Below are 13,788 nucleotides of genomic sequence, written 5' to 3' on the forward strand. Positions count from 1 at the left end.
TGATGATGAATGTCACGATGTTGATGATGAATGTCGTGATGTTGATGATGAATGTCACGATGTTGATGATGAATGTCGTGATGTTGATGATGAATGTTGCGATATTCATCATAATGGCTTCTGATGCAAGTGCATAGATGCGTAGTGGCTTGTCATCATCAGCCTATGTGCGAGGGAGGCGCACTTTCAGGATGGAAAAAACTAAAGTTAAAGTGAGTATTTCTGCTTAAGGGAACTAACGCTTGGGTTAAGGCTTGATTTTCCCTAACCCTCTTTTTTAAGTAAGTCGGCGATAAAAATTCAATGTATACGAGCCGCATTACCCCACCCCAACTTTGCTGACGCAAAACCTCCCCTCGCCAAAGCATCGGGGAGGGGATTGAGGGGTGGGTTAGAACCGTTTTTGAGCTTAAGTTAACACCAATGAGCAATGCTGTGCCCCTACCGCGTGGTCTATTTCCCTGAAAAAGGCTGTAAACAGGGAATTAAATCAAGCCTTGATTGTTTACATTTTTGCAGTAAAAAAATGCTGCTTCACCACGTCTAAGCGTGAACAATTCCAATAATCGACATGGGAGACAATCAAATCATCAGAGTTAAGACCTAATTCACTCCAACCAGGAATGGAAATCCGTGGCTTCCAGGGGAGAGGAGTATTCCAACTGAGTGTCCACTCAGTTTTTATTGTGTCTCCTAAACGTTGAATGTTATGTAAATCCATTTTGGGAGCTAAAAACACAGTCTCGATGAAATTAATCATCTGTTTGTAACGTTTAACACCACGAAATTTATTCAACGGGTCTTGAAAATAAACGTCTGGAGCGTAAATGCTGTAAGTTTGATTTACTGGGAATCTTTGATAGTCTTCTTTGAGGATTTCAATGATATCCATGATAAATAGATATATCGTAAATTGGTTATATGGAAACGGGGCGCGGATATAAATCCTTATTAAAAATTGAAATCAACTTTCATTCCATAAACGTTCTAACTGACGCCGCCAAGCAACTAAAACTTCTTCTCGCGCCTCTGGGGTTTGATTCATTTCGCCCATCACTCCTTCTGCATAAAAGCGTTCCAAGCTTTGCATAGTAGTTTGCAGAGATTGTCCTTGCTGTTTTGCTGCTTGAATAATTTGCCGGATACGGCTTTGTGTTAGTTGATTAAAGACATTATCTAATCTAGCCTGATGGAGAGATACAAGTCGATTGATTGCATTGGACAAATCTGCACTTACTAAAGTGCCACTGTTATGTTGAAACACTCCCCAAATTACCTGTTCATACAAAGCGTAACGTGCTTCTTGAGTGTCATCAAAGTTAGCTTCTAGAAACTGTTCTAAAAACGGTTGGGCTTCTTGGATAGGCACAATAGGCAGTAAGACTCGCAACCAAGTATTATCTTCGGAAAGCAGCACCAACAGCCGAAAAGTAGAAGTGTCTACTTGCCACGATCCAGGAGCGATCGCAGCAATAGCCGATGTGTCAAATAATTCTGTTAGCGTACCCGCAATTTCTTCAGGTGTCATAAGCTTTTATTTAGATATAGCCTCTAGATTAGCAAAGAGGTGCATCAGCTTATTCACTAAAACGCTATGTTGCTTGCTAAACAACTTCTAGTTGTGAAAAAGTTTCAGTTACCCTGAACACGCAGTGGGGGCGTACAGCTAAGTGTACGCCCCCACAAATAAATGTATTCCACTGAATTTAAATATGTGATTTAAATTATCGAATTGCTCAAAAACACAATGCCGATCGCACAGAAAGCGAAACCAGCAATACTAATTTTCCAAGGTAAAATTCGGTTTATTTCTCCCATACCCATCGCACTACCAATTTCTCTGGCACTCATGGCAACCGCAAACAGAGTGAAAGTCATGCCTAGTATATAGGCAATTAGTGGCATCATTCCTGCCCCAATAATAGATTCAGCATCAGCGTAACCCTGAAATAAACCAGCACTGACACCCACCAGAGCAAGTACTATAAAGTTTGGTTGATTTGGCATCAGCAGCATAGTACCAAAAACGATGGTAGAAATGGCGATGGCTATTTCTGTGCCTGGTAAATTTAGCTGAAATAAATGAATTACAATCCCCAAGGCTGCTGCGAAGACAAAATATCCAGCGATCGCAGCGCCACGAACAAACACAGATGAGAGTAAGCCAATAGCAATAATATTAACTAAACAATCCAAGCCAATTACTGGATCTGCCAGTCCCCAGAGAAAGGCTTCCCAGGGGTTAGAGATGGTATGATCGGCTGGTGTTCCACTTAATGAACTCAGTAAGCTAATTAAAATTAAAACTGCGATCGCTCCAATATGGCGATGCATTAAGCTCAAGGTGTCAAATTCCCCCCAAGCACGAGATTGTGATAATTTAGTTTTGAACATTAGCATCTGCCAAATTAGTTTTTTCGGTAATTTATACTACCCACATACTCAAAAAAACTAACGTGGTAATCACGCCAGATTACACTAGCTTCATCAAGTTATGTAAAGCTACAGTTATTGCAATCCTGATAATCGGCTGCGATCGCTACTAAAATACTTTATCCAAACTTTTTTGAAACCACGTACAAGTCTGTCCTTATATCTTTCTAACGATATATTCAACCAAATTTTGAATCATTTCAGCATCTGTTTCACTTAAACTTTCCAATTCAAGTCTGTTGCCCTCTTGTGGGCTATTAAATTGGCTACTGTATATACGACGACTCAATCCTACTGGACTTCTGTCGTAAAAAGTTGTGTATAATACACATGCTGCTACGTATGAACCAAGAGGACTAGGGTGGCTTTGATCCGGACTATAAAGGTTCAATTTTGGATTCGCTTCCTGAACTTTTTGCCAAGCAATTCCAATAGGTGCAACTTTGGCTTTCAGTTCTTTAGCAATTGTCATGTATGAATCGGTCAATATCTGTTGCGTTTCTGGTTGATTTTGCTTTGCCCAAGTCAAGTAGAACACTGTTTGGGAATTCACTCGCTTGATTTTGGCATCAAACAGACTGGCGTACTTGTACATTTCCTTGGGATTGGTAATCGGTAAGGTACTTTGCTCTTGGAGTACTACATAATCCCATCGTTTCGCTTTTAGTAGCCTGAGTGCTTCACCACTTTTCCAGTGGCTTTTGAGGGTAGCTCCACCGACTACAACCATTTCAGTTTCGAGCATTCTAGTTTCTTTTGCCGACTCAGCCAACTGTTGTGTCAACCAAGGAAGATCATTGACATAGGTATAGCTGTTGCCAATAAATAAAACTCTGATTGCCTGCTGTTGAGTTACTTGAAAGGAATTTGCCTCAATCGGCTTCCCTATGATCCTAAACAAGGCAATCATCAAAAAGAGGAATAAAGATACATATACTATCTTTGTGTTTATCATCATCACTAAGACTTTTGCTGCATAACTTCTTATTGGACAGGCTTTGTCAGAAAATAGTTCTGATTTTTATAAATTTGTATAGGTTGAATAAAGTACAAGCTTTACCTAAGTTAAAGCTTATCTTAATTGAACTCTATTAAAAAGAAGACTAATCTAGAAAATACCTTCATTGGAAGAGAGAATGAAACTTTTAAAATTGTTACTTCTTTGTATGCATTAGTCCATTGCCAGTTAGTTCTCTAGCCCAATTGCCATGCAATTGATAAGTTTAGCGAATCAGCATCTTTTAAATTTGAGCCTAGAGAGAAAGTAAAAGGAGATATTGCCAGGGCAATTTTCTACTTTTACACTATTTATCGGGATCAGGCTGAGAGAGTAGACCTAAATTACTTTCAGGAGCAGTGTGATACTTTGTGTAAATGGAATCAGCAAGATCCCCCAGATATTACTGAAATAGAACGCAGTCATGCGATCGCTAAGTTTCAAGGTAATGACAATCCATTCGTGTTAGATGTCACATTAGCAGAACGGGCATACTGTAATTCCTAAAGAAGGAGCGCACAGCTAGTTGTGCGCTCCTTCATGTAATAAAATATTCTTATAAGTCAAAACTTTAATGGAGTAATTCCAAAATTTAAGCAAGAGCTATTTGAAGTTTCTTCACTGCTTTTTGAATTAATCGATTACTTTTGGTCACAATACTAGGCTGTTTTAGCTGTTGCGGCCTTTTCTGCGGTTCCTTAAGAAAACGATAGTATAAAAACTCATCTCTGTAACAAATTTTGACATCTTCACCTTGACATAAACGGGCAAAATCACTATAAGAATAATTCATGTAGTGAATGCGATGAATTGGTTTTAATTCATCTTGGTTGTACAGGACATTATCAATATTTACAAAGGGGTCTGAGTTAGCACAGTTACCTGTTCTGTCTTGACCATTAGGACTGAGGGTAAAATTAAATAAAGCAAGATTTGATTTCCATGTCAAATAATTATATAAATGTGCATCATCCCACCATGCAGTTAGCCATTCAACCTCTCTATCTTCAATTAATAATTTTTTATATAAATCTAAATCTTTTTTTTGAAATAACCCTGATTTAGAACCAAAAAAATCAGAGCAATGAAGTCTAGGACGTATATCTTTTTCGGAAACAATCTTAGACTTTTCTAAAAGCGGAATATTTAATGGTACTTTTGTGCGTTCTTTAGTGTGTATCCAGTCATCAAACACAAAATCGTATGCGTTTAATTTTTCAAAAATATCATCAACTGGCTTCATGAGAAGGCTGTCAGCATCACAAAATATAAACCTATCAAAATGCCCTGAAAAAACACACATTTTTCTTTGTAAGTGACCTGATGACCACCAAGTACGTGAGATTTTGGAAGTTTTAATACCTGGATGAACTGCCCAAACTTGGTGAGCAAAGTCTTCCCAGCACTGTATTGCCTCCCAATTCTCAAAAATGCTGACGTTTTTTCTAGACTTTACTTCTTTTTGAACTAAGTCTAATCTCTCATCATAGGGAATAATACAAACAGGAATATCTGGGCTAACATTCACCTCAATACTATTCAACAATGCTACTAACTGATCATAAACGGCATCATTTGCAAGTGTATAAATACCAAAAAATTCCATAAGATAATATCCTGATTTTTACATTTAGTTTATTTATGACGCTTCTGGCGCCGTTGTCCGCGCAACTTATATCTTGCACCAGGCGACTAGAAGTCGCGGCTACACAGGTAAAACCCGCGCAGGCGGGTTGAAAACCTTGATTTGACCTAAGTTCGCGTAGGCGGACTTCGTTTGTATAGCCGCGTTTTCTAATCGCTTAGGCTAGGTGCAAGATATGATACAAAGAATTTGAGAGGTTTTTCCTCGCCTAACCCTTATAGATAGCGCTTTTGGGCAAGTCAATCAATTCCGTTTCTTAGGAAATTTTCTTAAAAATGCCCAATTCCATAATTAATTTCATCATTATTATTACTTGATGGGCATTGATTAAAATGGAAGCAACGCGAAAAAGTGAGAACAAACAACTAATGTTACTTTAAAAACTTTATCAAGCTGATAGCATCAGTAAAAACACTAAAACAACGGGAATTTTCCCAGTTTATTATCAATAAAATTGGTTTATTGATAATAAAAATAAAATCTGACAAAATCGCGTTAAAAAAATTTTGATCAGAGGTAATTTGTCAGATATTGTAATGAAAAATTATACAGGCTGCATAAGGAATTGTCTTTAATATTAAATGTTGTACTAGTGCAATAATTCCTCAACTTGATGCTGGCTCCACAAAGTTCTATATAAACCCTGTTGTTGCAAAAGTTGTAAGTGATTGCCTGTCTCGACAATTTTTCCCTTTTCCATCACAAAAATTCGGTCAGCCGCCGCCGCCGCCGATAATTGATGCGTAATGAAAATTACTGTTTTGCGTACAGTACCACCAGAGAGATTTTTGAGGATTTGCGTGGCTGTTTGATTATCCACGCTAGAGAGGGCATCATCCAAAATTAACACTGGAGCATTGACCAGCATAGCCCTAGCTAAGGCAGTACGTTGTCGTTGACCGCCAGAAAGAGTAATACCGCGCTCACCAACAATAGTTTCATATTGCTGGGGAAAATTGTCAATTTCTGATTGAATTTGGGCAAGTTGAGCGACAGATTCTATCTGTTCTTGTTCGCTAATTGGGTCACCGTAGCGAATATTATTTTTGATTGTAGTGCTAAATAGAAAACTATCTTGAGGAACGTAGGCGATCGCACCTCGTAAATCTGCCAACGCTATCTTAGTAATATCCACCCGATCTAAAAACAATTGTCCTGATTCAATATCCAACAAGCGCGGCAAAGCATTGGCCAAAGTGGTTTTTCCCGAACCAATTGCCCCAACAATGGCCACGGTTTCTCCGGGAGCAATGGTAAAGTTAACATTTTCTAGAGCTGGAGTAGTGGAACCAGGGTAAGTATAGGTAAGATTTTTAGCTGTCACTTCCCCTTTGAGTTCAGCCACTGGTAGATGTATGGCATCGGCTGTGTCTTGAATTTTCGGTGTGATAGAGAGAATAGATTCAAGGCGATCAATACTAACTTCACCCCGTTGGTAGGCCGTAATTGTGAATCCTAAAAGGGCAGTGGGGAAAACTAGACGCTCTACATAAATTAACAGTACTAAAAAGTCGCCAACCTTAAGGGTACCAGAAGACATCCGCGCCGTCCCTAGCCAGAAGATTACCAGTAAACTGATATTAGCTAGCCCACCAATTAGCGGAAACAGTGTATTTCGGAGTTTTGCCAGTTCCAGGTTAGCAGTCAATAGCTGCTGATTTTTCTTGGCGAAGGCTCGACGCTCGTTTGCTTCTTGGGCATAGATTTTAATTAAGGCAATGCCACTGATATCCTCTTGGATGAGTTCGCTGATGTCAGAGAGTTGCTCTTGGACTGCTGCTTGTTGTTTGCGTAAGCGATCGCTAAACAGACTCACTAACAAGAGCATAAAAGGGTACACTGCCAAAGAAGCTAGTGTAATATCCACACTAATCGCCAGCATTACTGGCAGTGTCAGGGCGTAGGCAAACACCGTATTTGCCAAACTCAAGATTGCAAAACCCAACAACCGCTTGATATTGTCCACATCACTGGTAGCCCGATTAATCAAATCGCCAGCAGTATTACTAGCAAAATAAGCCGGCTCCAGCTTGAGTAAGTGTTCAAAAATCCGTTGTTTCAGGTCAAATTCCACCTGCCGCCCCACCCCAAATAGCCAAATACGGGATGCCATCCGCATTAGCCACATCGCCGAACTGAGTAAGACAATGATTACTACGTCATGTAGTATTTGGTTCAAGACGAAGGTTGTGGAGAGTTTGTCAACACCAGCACGAATCAACAAGGGTATATAAACGCCCAGTGCATTGACAGACAACAAAGCGAGAATGCCTAAAGACGCCTCCCGCCAATGGGGACGTAGGTAAGCACTGAGTTTAGCGATTCGTCGAGATTTTGCCATTAAAGCAATTTTGCAACTTTATCATCCTAGATTAACTGTTAGTCCAAGAAGACAGCTATGTAGGGGATTGGGGACTGGGGACTTGTACTGAGCGACTCGTGCCGAGCAAAGCCGAGGTAAGCCGAAGTATTGGGGACTGGGAAACAAATCCTTTTAAGATTTAGTTGGGTCTGAATCCCTATTTAAATCTTCCCAATCCCCAGTCTTCAGTTTAATGAAACCCTTGCAAATTCGTAATTCCGAATTCAGTGCAACGTTACTAAAGCGTGGCATTGCGGTCTTTTTAGTATTTCTTTTTTTACTTTATTACCGCTGAACACGCAAGAACCTGTAAATTTCAAAGAGATAAGTTTCCCAAGTTCTGGTTGTCAATTGCAACGTTTCCGCATTCGGTACAAAGTCTTCAAGTCGTAAACCGCGTGTGCGAATATCTTGAGGACTTCCTTGTAATAGATAGGGAGGCACTCTTAAATTATAAGAAAGAATGCGATCGCCCGTCACATCTGAGATGTTGGCTGTGGTGGTTGGTTGCCCTAATGCCACCAGTGTCCCAGATGTTGGTGCAGCACTTGCTACATAGGTTTCACCTGCCATTGCTAGAGGTGCCCTATAAAGGAAATAGGCGACTGCTGGTGTACTTGCCAACAGCAAAATCGTCAGTGCCCAACCGACCAAGTATCCTCCTGGTTTGTCTATCCCACCTCCTTTGATTCTCTGAGCTGCAAAAATCATCATTAAAACAGAGGCTCCTAGAGGCTTGAGTGGAAAAGACAGCAGCCTCGACAACGACGCCACAGCTGGTTCATTGGGGTTAACAAAAGATAGGGCTATGATTACCAAGATAACGACTAAGATCAATCGCCCTACAAAACTTCCAGAGGGATAAAATCGCTGGAACAGAGAATATACGATAGTGCCAATCAGCAGCCACAGCAGTACCCGGCTTAACAATAGAAACATAGATTAACTCTCAAATTTTCTGGTGCAGTGAGCCAATGTGGTGTTAAGACAGTCCGCTTTGCTTAGGATTTCCACGCTACCTCTGCTGTTCAGAGAAGAAGTGGCTCCCCAAGAGGAACTGTCGTGCATCGTTTCCCTGCATAAAACAACTAGTGACTTCTTAGCTTTAGCGACGCTAGGAGCGTCACCCGTAAGGGTCAACCTAGAGGTTTCGGGAAATGGATTTATTTTATTGTCAAATTGTAATCGCACTGTTTGACTTAAAATACTTCAAACCTCACACCCAAAGACTACCGTCGTAGTGATTTTAGTGCAATTTTTTGACACTGCGTCTATTATTTATATTTTTCCAGAAGAGTAATACGGTACCGGTAAACTAAATTAATTAAATAATCCACTCAAAAGGAAAAACTATGTCGCCTGGAAAGCCTACTATTTTGGTAACGGGGGGAGCTGGATATATTGGTTCTCATACGGTGCTGGCTTTGAAGCAAGCGGGTTATAACATTGTCATACTTGATAATCTGGTTTATGGCCATCGTGATTTGGTAGAAAAGGTTTTACAAGTAGAACTGATAGTAGGGGATACAGGCGATCGCGCCTTGCTAGATCATCTATTTAAAACCCACGATATTGCTGCTGTGATGCACTTTTCTGCTTATGCCTACGTAGGAGAATCAGTGACTGACCCTGCCAAATATTACCGCAATAACGTTGTTGGTACTTTGACTCTGTTAGAAGCGATGCTGACAGCATCTGTAAAGAAATTTGTCTTTTCTTCTACCTGTGCCACCTACGGTGTACCGGAATTCTTACCCATTCCAGAAAATCATCCCCAAAATCCGATTAATCCCTATGGCGCTACAAAGCTTATGGTAGAGCGGATTCTCTCTGATTTTGATGTTGCTTACAGTTTTAAATCAGTGCGTTTCCGCTATTTTAATGCTGCTGGTGCTAATCCCAGTGGGTTACTTGGCGAGGATCACAACCCAGAAACCCATTTGATTCCCTTGGTGCTGATGACAGCTTTAGGCAAACGAGAATCCATCTCAATTTTCGGCACTGATTACCCTACGCCCGATGGTACTTGTATTCGTGATTATATTCATGTTAACGACTTAGCAGATGCCCATATTTTAGGATTGGAATATTTATTGAAAGGCGACGATAGCGAAGTTTTTAATTTAGGTAATGGTAGCGGTTTCTCTGTCAGAGAAGTCATTGAAGCTGCCGAACAGGTGACAGGAATTTCCATACCAGTAGAAGAACGCGATCGCCGTCCTGGTGATCCCCCAATTCTCATTGGCGCCAGTGAGAAAGCCAGAACAATTTTAGGCTGGCAACCTCAGTATCCATCCATCAAAGATATTGTCTCTCATGCGTGGCAGTGGCATCAAAAGCGACACAAGTAAAAGTTAGGAGTTAGGAGTTAGGAGTTGGGAGTTAGTAAATTTTAGATTTTTCCTTCAATCCAAAATCCAAAATCTAAAATTGTTAAGTCTTGAATTCATAACTCTCAACTCCTCACTCCTAACTACTCCCCACTCCCTTTCATACTTCGCAGTACGACAACTAAGATGCCGATAAATCCGAGGATTGGAAGCGCGATCGCCCAAATTGGTAATTGCTGAGATTCACCCTCTCCTAAATTACCATTGACATCTCGCAGGTTTTGTGCATTCTGTGTAGACCCACCTGCCACAGTAACTTCAAATTTGAACTCAAAGGGTTTGAATCTTGCTCCAGAAACTGGTTTACCATTTAGTTGCAACTGATAAATACCTGGCTTGGGAAAGACAACTTCCGCACCTGGGATGCCTTGATAACGCTCAACTGCCACAGATTGTAACTGTGGTTCTAACAGGGGTGGCTCACCGGCGGCATAAGGTTCGGCATAAACAGCCAACTGACAATTACACTGTGACAGGGGAATCACCCTTCCACCTTTGCGGGTAAGCGCAAACCAGGCTTGACTTGGTTCTCCAGCACGGGGATTATCATTTGGTTCAATGTGGAGGGTGCCACCGACATCTCCAGCTACTTCCACCTTATGAGCAGATGCAGGAGAAAGATTAGTTATTGATATAACTAAGCAACTCAGGAATAATAAATACTTTATTGTTCCTTGATGCCAGGAAATGCCTTTGAGCAGGTAACGCCTCTGTTTTAGACTCGTTGAGAATAAGGATGATTTACCGTGATTTGGTTGGGGGAACATAAAACTTTTCTACGGCTAACTTTGACCAAAAAAAGCGCGATCGCACCATCAAGACACTGAGGGTAACAATTACCATCAGTACTACTGCTAATTTATTTCCCCAAGTTGATTCCAAGGAACCCAGGTAATGGGAACCAATCAATACAGTATGAATGGCACTCAAGAGCAAGGCTGGCACACCCAATAGATGAATCTGTCGCCAACGCTTGCCCAAAGATTTCTGCAACGATTCCCAACTCGTTAAAGCGGCAGGGGACATTAATACCAATGCTACAGCACCCGCAGCCATACCCCACTGAAATTCTGGCGGCAGGAAAGAAAAGGCGGCAAAATTCCATTGCAATGAGTGTTCTATCATGTGGGCGGTGTGAACCACAGAAAGCACAAAAGATCCCACTCCCAAGCCCCGGCGGTAACGCAGTGGTGAAGCCCACAAGCCACTAATAGGACGCGCAATTAGCGCCAAGATTAAGCAAATTAAGGCGGCATGTCCGGTGTAATCTACCATTGTGTCACCAGTTCGCAACAAGGTAATCACGCCAATGATGAGTGTCACCCAACCGCCTAATCGAAACAACTGACTGCGCCTGTCTTTACTTACTAAAGATGTGGAGACGCCTACACCTAGCATCGTAGGTAGAGTTCCCAAGCCAAAAGCCAGCATAGTTGCCCCACCCATCCATAAATTGCCAGTTTCAGCAGCTTTAATTTGGGCAGCATAAAGGAAACCACAAGGCATTAAACCCCAAGTCATCCCCAAAAGCATTGGCGTCCACCATTTGGTTTTTAAGGAAAGCTTAACCATTCCGGTGCTGAGGCGATCGTGTAAACTACCTTGTAATAAGGGGTGTAACACGGGAATGCGCGGCAGCAAATCGGGTTTTACTTGTCCTAAGCCAAACCAAATCAGCATTACACCAGTTATAATTGCCATCCAGCGCCGGAAGTCGCTGCCAACACCCGCTAGCTGTCCACCTTGCAGCAATACCGAACCCAGCGCCCCAATGCCAGCACCGATTAGAGCATAGCTCAACATCCGCCCCAGGTTTAGCAGGATATGAAATTTTAATTGCTGTTGCCAAGTGTCGGACTTTTCTAAGGTTGATGTCCGTTTCAAAGAGACTGTTTGGGGAATTTTCGGCTGATGAGACAGGGAAAACGCCACTGTTAGGGGGCCACACATCCCAAAGCAATGTCCAAAACTCCCCAGGAACCCCAGGATTGTGATCAGCAACAAATCTACCATAAAAAAAGTCCTGAGTTCTGAGTCATGAGTTCTGAGTGCCAGAATAAAGATTTTGAAGAATTAAGAAGAAATTGTTTTCTTTTCTTCTTTGCTCAGTACTCAGTACTCAGCACTCCTCTAGTGGGGCAATGTAAGTGAAGTTGCGATCGCTGTCAAAAGACAAACCGTCAAACTTGATGTTTATTCATAGGAAAGAAAGCCTGCGTGTAAACACTTATAAAATTCCCTAAACGCGCGTAAATCTTAAATTAATAACTTGAGGTATAAGGGTATATACCGTAGATTACTCTACTTTAAAATCTGTATAATTTTTATTATATATAGTAGTATCTACTTAAAAATGTCTGTCCATTCTTTCGATTAGTATCTTAATAGTATTCAAAAACCTCTCTTAACTAGATAATTTTTAACTAAACACGAGTAGAAAAGATATGTTATTTAACAATAAAGTATATAAAAAAAATGATGTTTATGGTATAAGTCGTGACCTCCCTTTTAACTATATAAAGAGGCAAGAAGTTGATCAAAAACTTATTGAAAATTTAGACAAAAGTAGACACATTGTTATATATGGTAGCTCCAAGCAGGGAAAAACATCTTTAAAAAAGAGTTGCCTCAAATCTGATGAATATATTAATATTCAATGTCTTAATCATTGGAAATTAACAGATATACATCTTGCTATTCTGAAACAAGCAGGTTACCAAACTACTCAATCTGTTAAACAAACTGCTTCTGGCAAGCAAAAGGTTGCAGCTTCTTTTGAAGGATTAGTAAATTTTTTCGGACTTGCTGGAAGTAGAGGAACAATTTCAACTGACACAGAACAACAAAAAACTACTGAGACTTTATTAGAAAATTTTGATGTTGATCCAGACGATGTAAACGATATTATTGCTTGCTTGAATGCGATCAAATTTAAAAAATATATTGTTTTAGAAGATTTTCATTATCTTGATATAGATATTCAAAGAGACTTTGCAGTTGTATTAAAAGCATTTCATGAAGCATCTAAGTTTTGTTTCATAATTATAGGTGTTTGGTTAGAAGAGAATAGGTTAATTGTACATAATGGCGACTTGACTGGACGTGTAATTGCTATAGATGCTGACAAATGGACTCATAGAGAATTAATGCAAGTAATTGATGAGGGAGCTAAATTATTAAATATTAATTTTACCGAAGATTTTAAAACGACTGTTATAAAAGAATCATATGAGAGTGTTTATATAGTTCAAGAAGTTTGTTCTCAAGCGTGTGATCAAGAAGAAGTAAAAGAAACCCAAAGCCAATTCCGTACCATTGGTGGTAGCTTGCATGTGCATCATCTAATCAAATCTGTTGTTAATCAGCAAAATGGGCGATATATGTCTTTTATAAATCAATTTTCTGAAGGATTTCAAGATACACAAGTTGAGATGTATAAATGGATTCTTTACCCTATTCTTTCACTAAGATTAAAGGAGTTACAGCAGGGACTTACTTATGCACGAATACGTGAGGAACTTCAATCGCGTCATCCACATGGAAAAAACCTTAATCCGGGAAATTTAACTCAAGCTTTAAAATCGACATCTTCACTTCAAGTTAAAAAAGGTATTAAACCAATAATCATTGATTATGATCAGACAAATAGACGATTGAATGTGGTAGACAGAGGTTTTTTAATTTGGCTTGCTAATCAAAATATACCAGAACTATTAGCAACAGTTGAATATAATTAGGAAATGTAACGCGATGTGCGACTTAATATTGCGTAACAAGTTCATAAAATTAAAGAGGATCACAGTTATGGCGATTAAGCCATTTTGAGTTAGCCGCAGCTTATGCTTTTGCATTTGTAAAAAATCATGCATTTATAGATGGTAACAAAAGGGTAGCTTTCGTTTCGATGGTACTTTTATTATATTGAATGGGTATTCTTTAGAAGTGCCAAAAAAAGAAGTTG

General features: G+C 40.1%; 12 protein-coding genes and 1 pseudogene. 4 read left to right on the forward strand and 9 right to left on the reverse strand.

What is annotated here, in order from left to right:
* Nucleotides 1-505 precede the first annotated feature (505 nt).
* The 4 genes from ACFFAP_RS10995 to ACFFAP_RS11010 form a co-directional block, all read right to left on the reverse strand.
* Nucleotides 506-892 carry a DUF2358 domain-containing protein gene (locus ACFFAP_RS10995; RefSeq protein ID WP_375511248.1) on the reverse strand — a complete coding sequence of 129 codons (387 nt, stop codon included), beginning with the start codon at nucleotides 890-892 and terminating at the stop codon, nucleotides 506-508.
* A 72-nt stretch (nucleotides 893-964) separates the two neighbouring features.
* Nucleotides 965-1,528: a hypothetical protein gene (locus ACFFAP_RS11000; protein WP_375511249.1), complete on the reverse strand. Its 564-nt coding sequence runs from the start codon at nucleotides 1,526-1,528 to the stop codon at nucleotides 965-967.
* A 191-nt stretch (nucleotides 1,529-1,719) separates the two neighbouring features.
* Nucleotides 1,720-2,394, reverse strand: a complete 675-nt coding sequence (locus ACFFAP_RS11005; protein WP_375511250.1) for a HupE/UreJ family protein — start codon at nucleotides 2,392-2,394, stop codon at nucleotides 1,720-1,722.
* Nucleotides 2,395-2,590: 196 nt separating this feature from the next.
* Nucleotides 2,591-3,334, reverse strand: a complete 744-nt coding sequence (locus ACFFAP_RS11010) for a hypothetical protein (protein WP_375511251.1) — start codon at nucleotides 3,332-3,334, stop codon at nucleotides 2,591-2,593.
* A 312-nt stretch (nucleotides 3,335-3,646) separates the two neighbouring features.
* On the opposite strand from ACFFAP_RS11010, the gene ACFFAP_RS11015 reads away from it, so the two are divergent.
* On the forward strand, nucleotides 3,647-3,937 hold the full coding sequence (locus ACFFAP_RS11015; RefSeq protein ID WP_375511274.1) for an endonuclease: 291 nt from the start codon (nucleotides 3,647-3,649) through the stop codon (nucleotides 3,935-3,937).
* An 85-nt stretch (nucleotides 3,938-4,022) separates the two neighbouring features.
* Here the strand turns inward: ACFFAP_RS11015 and ACFFAP_RS11020 are convergent, their stop codons facing one another.
* From ACFFAP_RS11020 to ACFFAP_RS11030, 3 genes are all read right to left on the reverse strand, one after another.
* Nucleotides 4,023-5,036, reverse strand: coding sequence for an Npun_R2821/Npun_R2822 family protein (locus ACFFAP_RS11020; RefSeq protein ID WP_375511252.1), 1,014 nt, complete (start codon nucleotides 5,034-5,036; stop codon nucleotides 4,023-4,025).
* A gap of 628 nt (nucleotides 5,037-5,664) precedes the next feature.
* Nucleotides 5,665-7,416: an ABC transporter ATP-binding protein gene (locus ACFFAP_RS11025; protein ID WP_375511253.1), complete on the reverse strand. Its 1,752-nt coding sequence runs from the start codon at nucleotides 7,414-7,416 to the stop codon at nucleotides 5,665-5,667.
* 306 nt (nucleotides 7,417-7,722) lie between these two features.
* The gene (locus ACFFAP_RS11030; protein WP_375511254.1) at nucleotides 7,723-8,376 is read right to left on the reverse strand and encodes a hypothetical protein; all 654 of its coding nucleotides are present in this window, start codon (nucleotides 8,374-8,376) and stop codon (nucleotides 7,723-7,725) included.
* Nucleotides 8,377-8,789: 413 nt separating this feature from the next.
* Between ACFFAP_RS11030 and galE the strand changes: the two genes are divergently transcribed.
* Nucleotides 8,790-9,788, forward strand: a complete 999-nt coding sequence (gene galE, locus ACFFAP_RS11035) for a UDP-glucose 4-epimerase GalE (protein ID WP_375511255.1) — start codon at nucleotides 8,790-8,792, stop codon at nucleotides 9,786-9,788.
* A gap of 122 nt (nucleotides 9,789-9,910) precedes the next feature.
* Here galE and ACFFAP_RS11040 read toward each other — a convergent pair whose 3' ends face one another.
* Nucleotides 9,911-10,594, reverse strand: a complete 684-nt coding sequence (locus ACFFAP_RS11040; RefSeq protein WP_375511256.1) for a hypothetical protein — start codon at nucleotides 10,592-10,594, stop codon at nucleotides 9,911-9,913.
* Nucleotides 10,569-11,840 (reverse strand): sulfite exporter TauE/SafE family protein, encoded by a 1,272-nt coding sequence (locus ACFFAP_RS11045; protein ID WP_375511257.1) that lies wholly within the window; start codon nucleotides 11,838-11,840, stop codon nucleotides 10,569-10,571. The genes ACFFAP_RS11040 and ACFFAP_RS11045 overlap by 26 nt, the downstream gene beginning before the upstream one ends.
* A gap of 431 nt (nucleotides 11,841-12,271) precedes the next feature.
* On the opposite strand from ACFFAP_RS11045, the gene ACFFAP_RS11050 reads away from it, so the two are divergent.
* On the forward strand, nucleotides 12,272-13,564 hold the full coding sequence (locus ACFFAP_RS11050) for a hypothetical protein (protein ID WP_375511258.1): 1,293 nt from the start codon (nucleotides 12,272-12,274) through the stop codon (nucleotides 13,562-13,564).
* 128 nt (nucleotides 13,565-13,692) lie between these two features.
* Nucleotides 13,693-13,752: pseudogene (locus ACFFAP_RS11055) on the forward strand (hypothetical protein); the annotation flags it as partial.
* Nucleotides 13,753-13,788 lie beyond the last annotated feature (36 nt).

It is taken from the genome of uncultured Nostoc sp. (genome assembly GCF_964245575.1).
In the GTDB taxonomy this organism is placed as follows: Bacteria; Cyanobacteriota; Cyanobacteriia; order Cyanobacteriales; family Nostocaceae; genus Nostoc.

Coding starts and splice junctions, on each gene's coding strand:
- ACFFAP_RS11005 (WP_375511250.1), bottom strand. CDS start 2,394: ATGTTCAAAACTAAATTATCACAATCTCGTGCTTGGGGGGAATTTGAC.
- ACFFAP_RS11040 (WP_375511256.1), bottom strand. CDS start 10,594: ATGTTCCCCCAACCAAATCACGGTAAATCATCCTTATTCTCAACGAGT.
- galE (WP_375511255.1), top strand. CDS start 8,790: ATGTCGCCTGGAAAGCCTACTATTTTGGTAACGGGGGGAGCTGGATAT.
- ACFFAP_RS11020 (WP_375511252.1), bottom strand. CDS start 5,036: ATGGAATTTTTTGGTATTTATACACTTGCAAATGATGCCGTTTATGAT.
- ACFFAP_RS11000 (WP_375511249.1), bottom strand. CDS start 1,528: ATGACACCTGAAGAAATTGCGGGTACGCTAACAGAATTATTTGACACA.
- ACFFAP_RS11025 (WP_375511253.1), bottom strand. CDS start 7,416: ATGGCAAAATCTCGACGAATCGCTAAACTCAGTGCTTACCTACGTCCC.
- ACFFAP_RS11030 (WP_375511254.1), bottom strand. CDS start 8,376: ATGTTTCTATTGTTAAGCCGGGTACTGCTGTGGCTGCTGATTGGCACT.
- ACFFAP_RS11045 (WP_375511257.1), bottom strand. CDS start 11,840: ATGGTAGATTTGTTGCTGATCACAATCCTGGGGTTCCTGGGGAGTTTT.
- ACFFAP_RS11050 (WP_375511258.1), top strand. CDS start 12,272: ATGTTATTTAACAATAAAGTATATAAAAAAAATGATGTTTATGGTATA.
- ACFFAP_RS10995 (WP_375511248.1), bottom strand. CDS start 892: ATGGATATCATTGAAATCCTCAAAGAAGACTATCAAAGATTCCCAGTA.